Genomic DNA, 16,418 nt, shown 5'->3' with positions numbered 1-16,418 from the left:
GAGCATGGCCGGGACCCGAGTGAAGGCGCGGGGCGAGTCGGTGCTCGCCGAGCGGTTCGCCGTGTTCGCCGAGTGTCTGCTGACCGGGGTGTGGATCGCGGTGGCCTCGCTCGGGGTCGTGACGTACCCGGCCGCGTTCGCCGCGGGCGCGCGGCATCTGCGGCGTCGTACCGCGCACGAGGGCGGTGGGTGGCGGGAGTTCGTCGCCGACTTCCGTACGGCTCTGCGCGGCGGGTGGCTCGCCGGGCTCGCAGGGTGGGCCGCGGTGGCCGCGGTCTGGGTGGACGTCCAGGCGGCCCGGGCGGGGATTCCCGGTGGGCCGCTCGTCGGAGCCGTCGGGGTCGTCGCGCTGATCGCCTTCGTCGTGGCGGGGCTGCGCGCGGCGGCGGTCTGGGAGGCGGACGCCCGGTGGCGGACGCTGCTCGCGCAGGCCTGGCGCCGGACGGTCCTCGACCCCGCCGGGTCCTTCCTGATCATCGCCGGGCTGGCCGTGGTGGCCCTGTCCGCCTGGTTCGTCGCGCCGCTGGCGGCCCCCGTCCTCGGGGCCGTCGCGGCGGCGGCCGTCGCCGTGGAGGAGCGGTACCGGCACCGCTGACCGGCGATGCCCTCACCTCAGGTCGGCGCCCCGGGCGCCGCACCTCGCACTGTCATGCCCCTGACCAGCGTACGGAATTGCTTCCCCGCACGGAATTGCTTCCCGCACGGACGAGGAAAGGCAGCATCTCTATGTCTCCCATCCCCCGCAGGTCCCTCCTCAAGGCGGCCGCCGTCGCCGGAGCCGCCGCCCAGTTCAGCTGGGCACTGGGGGCGCAGGACGCGCAGGCCGCCCCCGGAGCCGAGGCCGCCGACGCCGACCCGGTGACCCTCGACTGGCTGGAGGACGGCGGACTCGGCGCGGCCCCCGGCTCCACCGTCGGCGTCCCCTGGCCGAAGGGCGCCTACCAGAAGGACCAGACCTTCGCGCTCAAGGACGCGGCCGGCAAGGCCGTTCCCGTGCAGTCCTGGCCGATCGCCTACTGGCCCGACGGCTCCCTCAAGTGGACCGCGCACGCGGTCGGTTCGGGCAACGGCAAGCTCACCCTCGCCGCGGGCACGCCCGCCGCACCCGAGAAGAAGGTCACCGTCGACAAGAGCGGCGGCACCATCGACATCTCGACCGGCGTCATCACGGCGAAGATCGGCAAGTCCGGTTCCACGATCGTCAAGTCGGTCATCCGGGGCTCGACGGAGATCGCGAAGAACGGCCGGCTCGTGCTGATCCGCCAGCCCGAGATCGAGGACGAGGACCAGGGCGCGGTCAAGACCGAGCGCTTCGACGGCGCCGTCTCCAAGGTCGAGGTCGAGCAGGCGGGCCCGGTCCGCGCGGTCGTCCGCATCGACGGCAAGCACCGCAAGGGCGGCCGCAGCTGGCTGCCGTTCTCGATCCGGCTCTACTTCTACGCCGGCGCCGACTCCTTCCGCATGGTCCACACCCTCACCTTCGACGGCACGCAGGAGCCCGCGAAGGCGAGCGGCGACTTCATCCGCGGACTCGGCGTGCGTTTCCAGGTGCCGATGCGGGACAAGGCGTACGACCGTCACGTCCGTATCGGCGGCGACGGCACCGGCCTGCTCCGCGAGGCCGTCCAGGGCATCACCGGACTGCGTCGCGACCCCGGGGCGGCCGTGCGCACGGCCCAGTTCGAGGGCAAGAAGCTGCCCGACCCGGCCACCTGGGACCAGCGGGTCACCACCCGCCTCCAGTACATCCCCGAGTGGGGCGACTACTCCCTCTCCCAGCTCTCCGCCGACGGCTTCACGGTCCGCAAGCGGACGAAGAAGGGCCACGGCTGGATCGGCGCGGGCGGCGGCCGCCGGGCGAGCGGCTTCGGATACGTCGGCGGCGCGAGCGGCGGATTCTCCTTCGGGCTCAGGGACTTCTGGGAGAAGTTCCCCGCCCAGCTCGACATCCGCGACGCCCAGACCGACACGGCCGAGGTCACCCTCTGGCTCTGGTCGCCCGAGGCGCAGCCCATGGACCTGCGCTTTTACCACGACGGCATGGGCCAGGACACGTATCCCGAACAGCTCGAAGGCCTCAACATCACCTACGAGGACTACGAACCCGGGTTCGGCACCCCCTACGGCATCGCCCGCACCAGCGAACTCCTCTTCTGGGCCCACGACTCCACCCCGAGCGCCGAGGCGATGGCCCGGCAGGTCGAGGCCGTACGCACGCCGCCGCAGCTCGCCGCCCCACCCCAGCAGCTGATCAAGGCCGGCGTCTTCGGCAAACTGTTCTCCGCGCCGGACCGCTCCACCAGCGCCAAGGCGAAGATCGAGGACCACCTCGACTTCCTCTTCACCTACTACAAGGACCAGGTGGAGCAGCGCCGCTGGTACGGCTTCTGGGACTACGGCGACATCATGCACAGCTACGACCCCAGCCGTCACCAGTGGTGCTACGACGTCGGCGGCTACGCCTGGGACAACTCCGAGCTGTCGCCCGACCTCTGGCTCTGGTTCGCCTACATGCGCTCCGGCCGCTCCGACATCTTCCGCTTCGCCGAGGCCATGACCCGGCACACCGGCGAGGTCGACGTCTACCACCTCGGCAAGTGGGCCGGCCTCGGCACCAGGCACGGTGTCCAGCACTACGCCGACAGCGCCAAGCAGCAGCGCATCGCCAACACCACCTACCGCCGCTACTACTACTTCCTCACGGCGGACGAACGCGTCGGCGACCTCATGCACGCCAACGTCGACTCCGACGAGACGTTCCTCGTCCTCGACCCCATCCGCAAGATCCGCACCGAGCCGTACACCCCTGACCGCAACGCCCTGTCCATCGGCTTCGGCACCGACTGGAGCGGTCTGGTCTCGGCCTGGCTCACCGAGTGGGAGCGACGTGGCCCCAAGTGGGAGAAGGCCAAGGCGCGTGTCCTGTCCACAATGGAGACCATCACCGCCCAGCCCAACGGCTTCGTCCAGGGCAACGCGCTGTACGACCTGGACACCGGGAAGTTCGCCGTGGCCAAGGAGGCCAAGGTCGGCGTCTCGCACCTGTCGGCCATGTTCGGCCTGGTCGAGCTCTGCGCCGAGCTGATCGACCAGGTCGACATGCCGAAGTTCAAGGAGGCGTGGCTCGACTACTGCCGCTACTTCAACGCCACCAAGGCCGAACAGAAGGCCCGCTACGGCTCCGACTTCGGTTCCCTGCTGCTCTTCCAGGGCCACTCCCGGCAGGACGCCTACGCCGCCGTCCAGGCAGGCGACGACAAGCTGGCTGCCCGGGCGTGGCGGCAGTTCTACAACAGCGCCGACACCTGGGACTACAAGGAGTCCACCGACTGGTCCACGAAGAAGATCGAGGGCCCGACCGCCCTCGTCCCCGGCAGCGAGGCGGCCTGGGTGTCCACCAATGCCACGGCGCTGTACGGCCTGGCGGCGATCCAGAACCTGGCACTGGTCGGGGACAAGATGCCGTAGCCGTTCCCCAGGAGGCGGCTAGTTCATCCTCCCCAGGACCTCCCGAACCCGCCGGACGTCCCTGATCCGCTGCTCGTACGTCGCCCCGAGTGCGAGCAGCAGGAGTCCGGCGAGGGCGGGGGGCGCCCAGCGGGGGAGCGCGCCCGTCACCTGCACGACGTACGGGGCGAGTTCGTGCAGTGTGACCAGAGCCAGCACCGCGCCGCCGAGCACCAGCGGCGCCTGGAGGTGGTGCCGCGCGCCCAGCAGGGTGACCAGCAGTGCCGCCGTGCCCAGCAGCAGCGGTCGCGTCCAGTGCGGCTCGGCCCAGGCCGCGACGAGGCTCGGCAGGAGGGTGGCGGCGAGTCCGGGGCCGTACGCCGTCCAGGAGGACGCCCGCGGGTCGTGGCGCCGGCGCAGGGCGCCGACGAGCAGTGCGGGCACGGTCACCGGGAGCGTGTAGGCCTCGGGTGTGCCGACGTCCCAGGCGGCCAGGCGTACCCAGGCGGCGAGCACGAACAGGGCTGTGGCCGCGTAGCCGACGGGACGACGGCCGGGACGGAGTGCCGTGCCCGCGGCGATCACTCCGCACAGGGCCAGCACCAGAGCGAGCAGCGGCGGATCGGTGATGGTGAGGCCCACGGCGAGCAGTCCGGTGACGGCTCCCACGATCTCGACCGGCAGGGTCGCCCGGTGCTCACCGAGACGCGCCGCGAGCAGCGCGGCGGCCATGGGGACGACGAGGACCAGCAGGGCGGTTATGGCCGGAGGCCAGTCCGCGGCGGCACCGGTGGCCGACGCCAGGGCGGCGGCGTACCCGAGGGCGGCCGGAGCCGTGACCGGGGCGACGCTCGCCTGCCATGAGGCCGCGGCGAACAGTGCCACCAGCACGGACAGCACCACGAGGGTCGCGGCCTGGGAGGCGAGAGCGGTCAGGGCGAGGCTGACGGAGGTGACCAGGGCCAGGCCGAGAGTGGCGAGCCGCGTGGCAGGCACCGCGTCCCGGCGCACGTACAGCGTGGCCGCCGTCACGACCCCGAGGACCGACATCCCCGCGACGTACGGAGTCCCGAGAACCGCCGGAAGCGTCAGCGCCGTCGCCCAGAGCAGGCCCAGCGCGCCGAGCCGGGCCCGAGCACCCCAAGGCTCCGTACGGATCGCCAGGGCGAGAACGGCCGCGACGGCGACCAACACGGCCGGTGCCGCCGCCGAGTCCGGAGGCCAGGGAGCGTCGACGGTCACCGCGGTGCGGGCATCCGAAGGAGCGCCGCTCCACACCCGGCCCACCCAGCCCGCCGGACCCAGCAGCACCACGATGACGACGGGCAGGGTCCACAGCAGCGCCAGCGCCTGTACGACACCGGAGGCCCAGGCCAACCCCCGCCGTATCGCGTCGGGCAGCCGTCCGGCCCACACCACCGCCAACAGGGTGATGCCGCAGACCAGATGGGCCGGAACCGCCCACATGTCCGGCAGCGCGGAGCGGGCCACTCCGCCCAGAGCGCCGACCATGAGCAACCCCGAGGCCATCGCGAGACCGAGGGGGTGCCCCGTGCCCGGGCCCCGCCAGGCCGCGACCAGCGCGATGGCCGCCGCGAGCAGGAGAAGCCCCCCGGCTCGGGCAGCGGCTCCCGGATCGTCCGCCGCCAGGGACAGCCAGCCGGCGGCCAGGACGCCCCAGCCGCCCATGCCGTACGCACCGACGACAGCGGCGATCCGCACCGGCCCGGCCGTCAGCCGCAGCGCAACCACCGTGTCGAGCCCGGCCGTCACCAGCAGCGCGGCCGTGATCACGTACGGGCCCGCGTCTGCGGCCAGGGCCCACAGCAGCAGCGGGAACTGGGCCGCGGCCAGGGCGGACGGCAGGGGCAGCCGCAGGGCGGCCGTGGCCGGAAGCAGGCCGTACGCCGACCAGATCACCGCGAGCACCGCTGACGCGGCCGCCGCGTACCCGGTCCCGTCCGTCTGGGTGAGGGCGGCCTCGTGCAGCGCGTAGGCGTCCAGGACGGTCAGGGCGAGCCCGAGCCCCGCCACGGACTCGGCCGTCGACCGCAGCCCCCGCTTCAGCAGGAGCACGGGCCCGGCGAGCGCGGCCAGCGTGACCGCGCCGAGCACCAGCGCCCGCCCGGTGATGCCCATATGACCCCAGCTGACCAGGGTGAAGACCGCGGCCGCGAGCGTGAGCAGTACACCGCCGAGGACCAGGAGGACGTTCTGCACGCTGGGCGCGGCGGTCTCCGGGCGGGGCGGCGCCGTGGGTGACCATGCCACCGGCAACGGCTGCTGGGCCCGTTGCAGGGCCGAGACCAGCCAGGCGCGACGGGTCAGCAACTGGGCCCTGCGGGCTTCCAGTTGCCGGAGTTCGGCATCGAGGAGCCGCAACTCCTCGGCCGGGGGCGGAAGGTGCGTCATGCCTGGGAGTGTGGTCCGCGTCACCTCGCACGGCATGAGTGCGGATACTCAGGCGCGTACTCATACAAGCCCCCGCCAGGAGTGGGCACACTGCGGGCATGGACTGGAACCACTATCGTTTCCGCAGTCTGTGGCCCCTGACCGCGCCGCCCGCCGCCGTGTACGAGGCGCTGGTCCGGGCCGAGGACTACCCCCGCTGGTGGCGCCAGGTCCGGCAGGTCACCCGGCTCGACGAGACCACCGGCGTGATCCGGATCCGCTCCGTCCTGCCGTACGACATGACCTTCACGGCACGGGAGGTGCGGCGCGATCCCGCGGCCGGGGTACTGGAGACCGCCCTGTCCGGGGACGTCGAGGGCTGGGCACGCTGGACGGTCACGCCGCTCGGACCGGGAAGTCTGGCGCGGTACGACCAGGTCGTGAGCGTGACCAAGCCGCTGCTGAGGAGGCTCGCCGTACCGGGACGGCCCGTCTTTCGCGCCAACCACGCGCTGATGATGCGGTCCGGGCGGCGCGGACTCGTCAGGCACCTCGCAGCGGTTTGAAGGAAACGTGCCGGGGCCTGTATTGTTCAGTGCGTTCCCGGGCGATTAGCTCAGTGGGAGAGCACTTCGTTCACACCGAAGGGGTCACTGGTTCGAACCCAGTATCGCCCACCGGAAACAGCCGGTCCGTCTCAGACGGACCGGTTTTTTCATGCCCGGACGCCCCGGGCCAGGTGCTCAGGCCGCCGCCGGCAGATCCGGACGCAGCGGCCAGGCCGGGTCGACCGACTCCTCGACGCCGCTGCGCGCGAACCACGCCTGGAGGCCCCGGGCCTGGGCCGCGTGCCAAACCGCCTGCAGGGTGTGCAGCTCACCGGGGGCGAGCCGCTCCAGCCGGGACGCGAACCGGCGGCCCACCGCCCGGGTGACCTCCAGCGCAGCCACGGCATCGGCCGCCGCGTCGTGCGCGCCCTCCAGCGTGACGCCGTAGTGCGCGCACAGGTCGGTCAGTGTGCGGCGGCCCTTGCGGTAGCGGTCCAGGTGCTTGTCCAGGACCCTCGGGTCGAGCACGAGCAGCGGCGCCGGCTCGAACCAGCGGTCCAGGGCCGAGGCGCGATGGCGGCGCAACTCCCGGTCCAGCAGGGTCAGATCGAACGGCGCGTTCATCACCACGACCGGGCGTCCGGCGTGGGCCTGCTCGGCCAGCACCTCCGCTATCTCGTACATCACCGGTGCCGGCCACCGGCCGTTGCGCTGCAGGTGTTCCTCCGTCAGCCCGTGCACCGCCGTCGCCTCGGCGGGCACCGGAACCCCCGGGTTCACCAGCCAGCGGCTGACCCGCGGCCGGACGCCCGGGGCGTCCTGGACGACGACGGCGGCCGACACGATCCGGTCGGTCTCGACGTCCACGCCTGTCGTCTCCGTGTCGAAGGCGGCCAGCGCCCCCTCGTACCAGCACGTCGTCATAGCCACACAACCCCTCGGTCACCTTCGGCAGTTGACGCACCGTCCGCTGCCCGATTCGGTGATACCCGGGCTGTTTGCGTACTACGCCGGGAGGAGACAACAGGAGTACGGGTTGTTGCAGTTCAGCGGCCCGCCACGGGGACTCACTTGTTCTGGAAGGCTGTTGGCCATGGCCATTGCGCAGCCCGAACGGGGCGGGCTGCTGCCCGAGCGCACGGCTCCCTCCCGCGGCACTCTCGCCACCACCGCCTGCATGGAGACACTGCAGGTCGGCTATCTGCACGCCGTCGCGGCGGCCGCCGGCTGCTCGCTGTCCCAGCCGTTTCCGGACAACGGCATCGACTGGCACGTCAGTCACAGCGCCCCCGGGCACACGGTCGACGACGAGGTCACCATCAAGGTGCAGCTCAAAGCCACCTACCAGGTGCCGCCCGACCCGCCGGGCCGCAGCTTCTCCTTCACTCTCGACAACGCCCATCTGGCGAAACTCGCCCGCACACCCGTGTCGGTGCACAAGATCCTGGTGGTGATGCTGGTGCCGCGCTCCCAGGACGACTGGCTGCGCGCCGGCCACGACCGGCTCGACCTCAGGCACTGCTGCTACTGGACCAACCTCGCCGGCCAGCCGATCACCGGCCGCAGCCGCACCACCGTGCGCATACCGACCGCACGCATCTTCGACGACCGGGCCCTGTGCGAGATCATGACGCGGGTCGGGACGGGAGGGAAACCGTGACGCACCGCCCGACCGAGGAACCGCTGAGGGCCGTGCGGCCCCACCCCGTCGACTCCTGGAGCGGCCCTCCGCCCGAGCCCCGCGAGGTCGACCCGGCCGTGCTGAGCGCCCTGCTGCGCCGGCACGGCTGGCTGCGGCGCGGCGGCGCCCCCGGACGCTACGGCCGCTGGACCCCGCCCGGCCCGGGCCCCGGCAGCGGCAGCGGCAGCGGCAGCGGCACGAGTCTGCTGGTGCCGGAGAGCCGCGCCTTCCCCGACAGCGACGACCTCCTCGGCGAGGCCCTGCTCGCCCTGTCCCGCAGCGGATCGCCCTCCGCCCGCGAGGTCCTCGTCTCCCTCGCCGTGCCCAGTGACGAGATCCGCTGGTGGCACGACGTCCCCGCCGGGCCCGCCGGAGCGGCGCCCTGGGCCGTCGAGGACCGGCTGCGTGCCGCGGCCCGCCGGATGCTGCTCGCGGCGGCACTCGCCGCACGCGCGCGTGCCGGCTATCACGGCGCCCGTCACCGGCGCTCCGCCGCCGCGTCCCTGGAGAGCGTCCTCGTCGGCTCCGCCGCCGACGGCCGGCTCACCGCCTTCGTGCCCGTCGCCGCCGGCCGGCCCGTGGCCGTACGCCTCCATCAGGCGCTGTACGCCGCCCGTGAGGCCATCGACTACCAGCGCGCCACGGGCGGCATGGACGCCTTCGACGCCGCGGTTCAGGCGGGGGTGAGCCACGAGCTCACCGAGGCGCTCATCGCTCTCGTCACAGGCACGGAGGGCGCCCGGATCGCCGTCGCGTGGGCCCCGGCCGCCGGTGTGCCCGAGGGCTGCGCGCCCTCCGTCGACCCAGTCGAGTTCTCGCCCGGCGACCTGTCGGTCCTGCGCGAGGCGGGCGCCCGCTACCTGCGCGAGGAACCCGCCGTGCCGGTGCGGATCACCGGAGCGGTGGTGCGGCTGCGCCGGTCGGGGCCGCGCGGCGAGGGCAGCGTACGGCTGCGGGTGCTGGCCGGGGCCGAGATCCCGAACGTCCGGATCACCCTCGACGAGGAGGGCTACCGGATCGCCGGGCACGCCCACCTCGTCGGACTGCCGGTGCGGGTGCAGGGCCGGCTGGAGAGCCGGGGCGGCTTCCGGCGCCTCACCGGCGCCCACGGCGTCGTACCCGTGCAGGTCGACGACGCCGAACGGGACCGGCTCATGAAGGCGCTGCAGGAGAACGCCGGGATGGCGGCCTTCTTCGAGGAGGCCTGCGGAGGGGAGCGCGGGGACTGCGGGGACTGAGGGGACCGCGGGGACTGCGGGGACTGATTTCGCGGTGGGCGGCCCGGGGTCGGTACGATCCATACTCGTGCGCGCTCCCGTACGGCGCCGCAGCCCCACCTTCAGTCAGGAGAGACCGGTGTCAGACGTCCGTGTGATCATCCAGCGCGATTCCGAGCGGGAAGAACGCGTGGTGACGACGGGCGCTACGGCCGCCGAGCTCTTCGCCGGCGAGCGCTCGATCATCGCCGCGCGCGTGGCCGGCGAACTCCGGGACCTGTCGTACGCCCTGTCCGAGGGCGACGAGGTCGAGGGCGTCGAGATCTCCTCCGAGGACGGGCTGAACATCCTGCGCCACTCCACCGCGCACGTCATGGCGCAGGCCGTGCAGGAGCTCTTCCCCGAGGCCAAGCTCGGCATCGGCCCGCCCGTGAAGGACGGCTTCTACTACGACTTCGATGTCGAGAAGCCGTTCACGCCCGAGGATCTCAAGGCCATCGAGAAGAAGATGCAGGAGATCCAGAAACGCGGGCAGAAGTTCGCCCGCCGTGCGATCACCGACGAGGCCGCCCGCGAGGAGCTCGCGAACGAGCCCTACAAGCTGGAGCTGATCGGCCTCAAGGGCTCGGCGTCCAGCGACGACGGCGCGGACGTCGAGGTCGGTGCCGGCGAGCTGACGATCTACGACAACCTGGACGCCAAGACCGGCGAGCTGTGCTGGAAGGACCTCTGCCGCGGTCCGCACCTGCCCTCCACCCGGAACATCCCGGCGTTCAAGCTGATGCGCAACGCGGCCGCCTACTGGCGCGGCAGCGAGAAGAACCCCATGCTCCAGCGCATCTACGGGACCGCCTGGCCCACCAAGGACGAGCTGAAGGCGCACCTGGAGTTCCTCGCCGAGGCCGAGAAGCGCGACCACCGCAAGCTCGGCAGCGAGCTGGACCTGTTCTCCGTCCCGGAGCAGATCGGCTCCGGCCTCGCCGTCTTCCACCCCAAGGGCGGCATCATCCGCCGGGTCATGGAGGACTACTCGCGGCGCCGCCACGAGGAAGAGGGCTACGAGTTCGTCTACACCCCGCACGCCACCAAGGGGAAGCTCTTCGAGACCTCGGGCCACCTGGACTGGTACGCCGACGGCATGTACCCGCCCATGCAGCTCGACGAGGGCGTGGACTACTACCTCAAGCCCATGAACTGCCCGATGCACAACCTGATCTTCGACGCGCGCGGGCGTTCCTACCGTGAACTGCCGCTGCGTCTCTTCGAGTTCGGGACGGTGTACCGCTACGAGAAGTCGGGCGTCGTGCACGGCCTGACCCGGGCCCGCGGCTTCACCCAGGACGACGCGCACATCTACTGCACCCGCGAGCAGATGTCGGAGGAGCTCGACAAGACGCTCACCTTCGTCCTCGGCCTGCTGCGCGACTACGGCCTGACCGACTTCTACCTGGAGCTCTCCACCAAGGACCCGGAGAAGTTCGTCGGCTCGGACGAGGCCTGGGAGGAGGCCACGGAGACGCTGCGCCAGGTCGCCGAGAAGCAGGGCCTGCCCCTCGTGCCCGACCCGGGTGGCGCAGCCTTCTACGGCCCGAAGATCTCCGTCCAGACCAAGGACGCCATCGGCCGCACCTGGCAGATGTCGACGATCCAGCTCGACTTCAACCTGCCGGAGCGCTTCGACCTGGAGTACACCGGCGCGGACGGCGCCAAGCAGCGCCCCGTCATGATCCACCGCGCGCTGTTCGGCTCGATCGAGCGCTTCTTCGCGGTGCTCCTCGAGCACTACGCGGGTGCCTTCCCGGCGTGGCTGGCCCCGGTCCAGGCGGTCGGCATCCCGATCGGCGACGCGCACGTCGAGTACCTGGAGAAGTTCGCGGCGGCGGCCAAGCGGAGGGGCCTGCGCGTCGAGGTCGACTCCTCCTCCGACCGGATGCAGAAGAAGATCCGCAACGCCCAGAAGCAGAAGGTGCCCTTCATGGTCATCGCGGGCGACGAGGACATGTCCCACGAGTCCGTTTCCTTCCGCTACCGCGACGGCTCGCAGGAGAACGGCATCCCCTTCGACGAGGCCATCGCCAAGATCCAGAAGGTCGTCGAGGAGCGGGCGCAGGTCTGATCACACGGCGCATGGGCCCCCGGTGAGATCCCGGGGGCCTTTGCCGTCCCCCCAGCTCGACGCCATATGCTGCACTGCATGACGAGTGAGCCGGAGCAGCAGCTGGGAGTGGGGACGCAGGACGCGTTCCAGCGTCTGTGGACGCCCCATCGGATGGCCTACATCCAGGGCGAGAACAAGCCGAGCGGCCCGGGCGCCGGCGACGGATGCCCCTTCTGCTCCATCCCGGCCAAGTCCGACGAGGACGGGCTGGTCGTCCGGCGCGGCGAGCAGGTCTACGCCGTGCTCAACCTCTACCCGTACAACGGCGGTCACCTGATGACCGTGCCCTACCGGCACGTCGCCGACTACACGGACCTCACGGCGGGGGAGACCGCCGAACTAGGCGAACTCACCAAGCAGGCGATGACGGCCCTGCGCACGGCCTCCGGCGCGCACGGCTTCAACATCGGTATGAACCAGGGCACGGTGGCGGGTGCGGGCATCGCGGCGCACCTGCACCAGCACATCGTGCCGCGCTGGGGCGGGGACACGAACTTCATGCCGGTGGTGGGACATACGCGGGTGCTGCCGCAGCTACTGGCGGACACGCGGAAGATGCTGGCGGAGGCCTGGCCGACGAGCTGAGTCCGGCGCGGGTCGCCGCTTCCCAGCCCGTCCGGCGTTTGCGGACGAGGTCGTTCAGGCCGATGGAGGTCTGGGGGCGCGGCCCCCAGGGACACCAGCCCCCACCTGCCCGCGGGTGATCGGCCCGACCGCCGGAGGCTTACGCGTCGTACACATCCGCCTTCTTCGGCGAAGCCTCCTGCACAGCCCCACTAAGCGCCGCGGACCTGGACCCGAACTTCTCCACATTCACCCCGTTCTCCCGCAGTACCTTCAGCGCCGCCGAATGCACCACACGCAGCACAGGCGTAGCCGCCCGCAACGCGTCGTCCGCCATGAAGCGGTGCCGCCACGGCTGGTCGGCCCACGCGTGTCGCAGACCGAAGGGCTCCGGGAGCGTCAGGCTGCCGCCGAGCCAGTTCAGCAGCGGCGGGTACCAGGTCAGCGGGGCGCGCGCGGCCAGCCGTACCACCTCGTCGGCGTCGATCAGCGGGAGCTTCACGGTGCGGGTCTCCCAGAACCGCAGAGCCTTCTGCACCGCCTTCTCCTTGGCCGCCGGCTTCTCGTTGAACAGGGGGTTGACCGGCCCCAGGGCGTGTCCGGTGATCTCGATGCGCAGGGTGTCGTGCAGCACGGTCACCGTGATCAGCATCGTGATCACCAGATGGCCGTCCCAGAGGGTCCACTGCACACCGAGGTAGTGCCGGTCGCCGCTGCCGAACTGCTGCTTGTTGCAGATGTCCTGTATGGCGTGCGTCCGGACCGTGTACGCGTCGACGTCCGTGCCGCTCGGCCGGGACACCTCCGTCGCCTTCTCACCGATCGGCGTGACGATCCAGTGCGTGATGGACGGCTTGGTGAAGCCGCCGGTGTTGATGGACGTGCGCTCCAGCATGCCCAGGCCGCCCTGGATCGCCGTGATGACGTCCCAGCTGCGGAAGGGGTGGAACTCCTTGTCCGGGTCGGCGGAGACCAGCTCCTCGGCCAGCTGCCAGCTGCCCCACCGCGTGCCCATGCCGAGTATGCCCTTGGGGCCGGCGTAGAAGACCGAGTTGGATCGCTGCTCGGCGCCGAGGCGGGCCAGCTCCTTGCGCACCTGCTCGGCCGCGTCGCCCGGGTTGCCCGGAACAGCCTCGGGGATCTTGGCGCCCACGCCGCCGCCCGCCAGCAGGCTCGACCAGCGCTCCCGCAGGTCACGGGCCGTCCGCTCGCAGATCTGCTTGGCCCAGAACCAGCCGACGACCGGCATGATGACCGCCGCGCGCCCGTACAGGGCCCAGAATCCCGTGAAGGGCATTTTGATCAGGAACAGCACGGCGAGCGCGCCCACCGCGACCAGCAGGGTCGTGGCGAGGGCGCCGGCGCGCTTGTCCTCGCGCTTGGCCATGGTGGTGCGCAGCGTGAACACCAGCAGCCACACGAGGAAGCCCGGCAGGAAGAGCACCCCGCACAGGACCGTGACCGCCGAGAGCCAGTTGTCGCGGTCGCGGCGGATACGGTGGGCCGCCAGGCAGTGCTCCACGACGACCTGGGGTTCGATGCCGAAGGACTGGATGACGGGGTTGCGCCCGGCACCCAGCATCCGGTCGATGATGGCGCGGGAAAAGGCCTCGCCGAACCGGGGACGGAGGATCTTCGCCCAGGGACGCGGCGGTTTCACCTTCGACTGATGCCACTCGTTGTCGGCGTTCAGGATCTTGGTGACCTCGTCGTCCCGGTACGCCGCCGCGGCCAGTGCGTAGGTCGCCGCCGTCTGCCCAGCCGAACCCGCCAAAGGCACCTGGGCCCCTGGGCTGAAGTCGAATCCGTCTGTCACTGCCGCCCCCATCGCTGCCGCATCCGCATCTGCGGCCTTCCCGACTTCCGCGCTCCGCACACCTGTTGATCAGGTCATCAGCGTATCCGCACGCACCGACATCCGTCGGCGGGCGGCTGTCAAGCCGCCCGCCGATGCGGAGGGGAGCGCTCACCAGGTCCATTTGGTGGCGCCGGGCGCGAACTACGAGGCCTCGCGCGCCTCTTCACGCACCCGTTCCGCGACCTGTGGAGGCATCGGCTCGTGCCGCGCGTACCGGCGGCTGAACCGCGCCGTGCCGTGCGACAGCGACCGCAGGTCGACCGAGTACCGGCCGATCTCGATCTCGGGCACCTCGGCCCGGATCACCGTGCGCCCGCCGGGCGTCTGCTCGGTGCCGAGCACCCGGCCGCGCCGCCCCGACAGATCGCTCATCACGGCGCCCACGAAGTCGTCGCCGACCAGCACCGACACCTCGGCCACCGGCTCCAGCAGATGGATCCGCGCGTCGGACGCCGCCTCCCGCAGCGCGAGCGCGCCGGCCGTCTGGAACGCGGCGTCGGAGGAGTCCACCGAGTGCGCCTTGCCGTCCAGGAGGGTCACGCGTACGTCGATGAGCGGATGCCCGGCGGCGACTCCCCTGGCGGCCTGGGCCCGTACTCCCTTCTCCACCGACGGGATGAACTGCCGTGGCACCGCGCCGCCGACGACCTTGTCGACGAACTCGATGCCGGAGCCGCCCGGCAGCGGCTCGACCTCGATCTCGCAGATGGCGAACTGCCCGTGGCCGCCGGACTGCTTGACGTGCCGGCCGCGTCCGCCCGACTTGACCGCGAAGGTCTCGCGCAGGGACACCCGGTGCGGTACGACGTCGACCTGGACGCCGTAGCGGCTGCGCAGCCGTTCCAGGGCGACGTCCGCGTGCGCCTCGCCCAGGCACCACAGGACCACCTGGTGGGTGTCCTGGTTCTGTTCGAGCCGCATCGTCGGGTCCTCGGCCACCAGCCGGGACAGCCCCTGCGAGAGCTTGTCCTCGTCCGGCTTGCTGTGCGCCTGGATGGCCAGCGGCAGCAGCGGGTCGGGCATCTGCCACGGCTCCATGAGCAGCGGGTCGTCCTTGGCGGACAGGGTGTCACCGGTCTCGGCGCGGCTCAGCTTGGCCACGCACGCCAGATCGCCCGCGATGACGTGCGACACCGGGCGCTGCTGCTTGCCGAACGGCGTTGACAGGGCGCCGATCCGCTCGTCGACGTCGTGGTCCTCGTGGCCGCGGTCGGACAGTCCGTGCCCGGAGACGTGGACCGTCTGGTCGGCGCGCAGGGTGCCGGAGAACAGGCGGATCAGCGACAGCCGGCCGACGTACGGGTCGGAGGAGGTCTTCACGACCTCCGCGACCAGCGGCGCGTCCGGGTCGCACGGCTTGAGCTCGCGCGGCTTGCCGTCGATCGTCGTCACCCGCACCGTCTCGTGCTCCAGCGGCGTCGGGAAGCCCCGCGTGATCAGCTCCAGCACCTCCACTGTGCCGAGCCCCTGCCGGGCGCCGTCGGACGCGGGGGCGGCGGCCAGGACGGGGAAGAAGACCCCGCGCGCGACGGCTCGCTCCAGGTCCTCGATCAGTGTCCCGACATCGATCTGTTCCCCGCAGAGGTAGCGGTCCATGAGGGTCTCGTCCTCGCTCTCCGAGATGATCCCCTCGATCAGCCGGTTGCGGGCAGCCTCGATCAGCGGCAGCTCGTCCTCGCCCGGCTCCGACTCCTTGCGCTCGCCGGTCGAGTAGTCGAACAGTTTCTGCGACAGCAGCCCGATCAGGCCGGTCACGGGCGCGTGCCCGTCGGGCGCCTGCGGGCCGTGCAGCGGCAGGTAGAGCGGCAGGACCGCGTCGGGGTCGTCCGCGCCGAAGGCCTCCGCGCAGATCCGCGTCATCTCCTCGAAGTCGGCGCGCGCCGCCTCCAGGTGCGTGATGACGATGGCCCGGGGCATGCCCACGGCCGCGCACTCCTCCCACACCATGCGGGTCGAGCCGTCCACGCCGTCCGAGGCCGAGACGACGAAGAGGGCCGCGTCCGCCGCTCGCAGACCGGCCCTGAGCTCACCGACGAAGTCGGCGTATCCGGGGGTGTCGAGAACGTTGATCTTGATGCCGTCCCACTCGACGGGCACCAGGGAGAGCTGCACCGAGCGCTGCTGCCGGTGCTCGATATCGTCGTAGTCGGAGACGGTGCCGCCGTCCTCCACACGGCCCGCCCGGTTCACCGCCCCCGCGGTGAGAGCGAGAGCTTCCACCAATGTGGTCTTGCCCGATCCGGAGTGGCCGACCAGCACCACATTCCGTACGGACTGAGGGTGGTCGGCCGCTTGTGCCCTGCCGGCGGCCCCAGGGTGTGTCTGTCCTTTGTCGCCCATGATCCTGCCTCCCGTGCACGGTGAGGTCACTGTGGGCGCGGACACGCGGTTCCGCGTGCATGGCGGCTCCGGCGACGCCCGCGGTCATTCGACCTTCCCACTCCCGTCACGGTGCGTCCATACGAAGGACGCGATCGCGCCGCCCACCAGCGGCGCGATCGGATCCACCGCGGGGGTCCGGGTGCCCGCCCCTCGGCCACGCGCGCGCGTGGCT

11 protein-coding genes and 1 tRNA gene are annotated in these 16,418 nt (G+C 71.6%); 8 read left to right on the top strand and 4 right to left on the bottom strand.

The genetic code is table 11. From position 1 onward, the window contains the following. Positions 1–4 precede the first annotated feature (4 nt). Together ACQEV8_RS08270 and ACQEV8_RS08265 are read left to right on the top strand one after the other, a co-directional pair. The gene (locus tag ACQEV8_RS08270) at positions 5–595 is read left to right on the top strand and encodes a hypothetical protein (RefSeq protein WP_432958589.1); all 591 of its coding nucleotides are present in this window, start codon (positions 5–7) and stop codon (positions 593–595) included. Between the two features lie 131 nt (positions 596–726). Beyond that, positions 727–3,468: a Tat pathway signal sequence domain protein gene (locus ACQEV8_RS08265; protein WP_432958588.1), complete on the top strand. Its 2,742-nt coding sequence runs from the start codon at positions 727–729 to the stop codon at positions 3,466–3,468. A gap of 18 nt (positions 3,469–3,486) precedes the next feature. Here the strand turns inward: ACQEV8_RS08265 and ACQEV8_RS08260 are convergent, their stop codons facing one another. Further along, positions 3,487–5,895: an SCO7613 C-terminal domain-containing membrane protein gene (locus ACQEV8_RS08260; protein WP_432958587.1), complete on the bottom strand. Its 2,409-nt coding sequence runs from the start codon at positions 5,893–5,895 to the stop codon at positions 3,487–3,489. Positions 5,896–5,957: 62 nt separating this feature from the next. Here ACQEV8_RS08260 and ACQEV8_RS08255 point away from each other — a divergent pair, with 62 nt between their 5' ends. Next, positions 5,958–6,404: an SRPBCC family protein gene (locus ACQEV8_RS08255; RefSeq protein WP_432958585.1), complete on the top strand. Its 447-nt coding sequence runs from the start codon at positions 5,958–5,960 to the stop codon at positions 6,402–6,404. A gap of 39 nt (positions 6,405–6,443) precedes the next feature. After that, positions 6,444–6,515 (top strand) — tRNA-Val (locus tag ACQEV8_RS08250). A 66-nt stretch (positions 6,516–6,581) separates the two neighbouring features. Here the strand turns inward: ACQEV8_RS08250 and ACQEV8_RS08245 are convergent. Beyond that, positions 6,582–7,310 carry a 3'-5' exonuclease gene (locus tag ACQEV8_RS08245; protein WP_215122594.1) on the bottom strand — a complete coding sequence of 243 codons (729 nt, stop codon included), beginning with the start codon at positions 7,308–7,310 and terminating at the stop codon, positions 6,582–6,584. A 169-nt stretch (positions 7,311–7,479) separates the two neighbouring features. Here ACQEV8_RS08245 and ACQEV8_RS08240 point away from each other — a divergent pair, with 169 nt between their 5' ends. The 4 genes from ACQEV8_RS08240 (at position 7,480) to ACQEV8_RS08225 (ending at position 12,027) form a co-directional block, all read left to right on the top strand. After that, complete coding sequence (locus ACQEV8_RS08240) at positions 7,480–8,046, top strand: DUF4365 domain-containing protein (protein ID WP_432958584.1); 567 nt, start codon at positions 7,480–7,482, stop codon at positions 8,044–8,046. Next, positions 8,043–9,305, top strand: coding sequence for a hypothetical protein (locus ACQEV8_RS08235; protein ID WP_432958583.1), 1,263 nt, complete (start codon positions 8,043–8,045; stop codon positions 9,303–9,305). The genes ACQEV8_RS08240 and ACQEV8_RS08235 overlap by 4 nt, the downstream gene beginning before the upstream one ends. A 118-nt stretch (positions 9,306–9,423) precedes the next feature. Next, positions 9,424–11,400 carry a threonine--tRNA ligase gene (gene thrS / locus ACQEV8_RS08230; protein WP_432958581.1) on the top strand — a complete coding sequence of 659 codons (1,977 nt, stop codon included), beginning with the start codon at positions 9,424–9,426 and terminating at the stop codon, positions 11,398–11,400. A 66-nt stretch (positions 11,401–11,466) separates the two neighbouring features. Next, entirely contained in the window at positions 11,467–12,027 is a 561-nt protein-coding gene (locus ACQEV8_RS08225; RefSeq protein ID WP_403891242.1) for an HIT family protein, read from the top strand. Positions 12,028–12,166: 139 nt separating this feature from the next. On the opposite strand, the gene ACQEV8_RS08220 is transcribed toward ACQEV8_RS08225, so the two are convergent. Beyond that, entirely contained in the window at positions 12,167–13,834 is a 1,668-nt protein-coding gene (locus tag ACQEV8_RS08220) for a hypothetical protein (protein WP_432958579.1), read from the bottom strand. A 171-nt stretch (positions 13,835–14,005) separates the two neighbouring features. Continuing rightward, entirely contained in the window at positions 14,006–16,204 is a 2,199-nt protein-coding gene (locus tag ACQEV8_RS08215; RefSeq protein WP_432958577.1) for an elongation factor G-like protein EF-G2, read from the bottom strand. Positions 16,205–16,418 lie beyond the last annotated feature (214 nt).

The sequence above is a fragment of the Streptomyces sp. CA-179760 genome (genome assembly GCF_050937045.1).
Classification (GTDB): domain Bacteria; phylum Actinomycetota; class Actinomycetes; order Streptomycetales; family Streptomycetaceae; genus Streptomyces.
The sequence above is the reverse complement of the archived record's forward strand: the minus strand, read 5'-3'. Positions and strand labels throughout refer to the sequence as shown.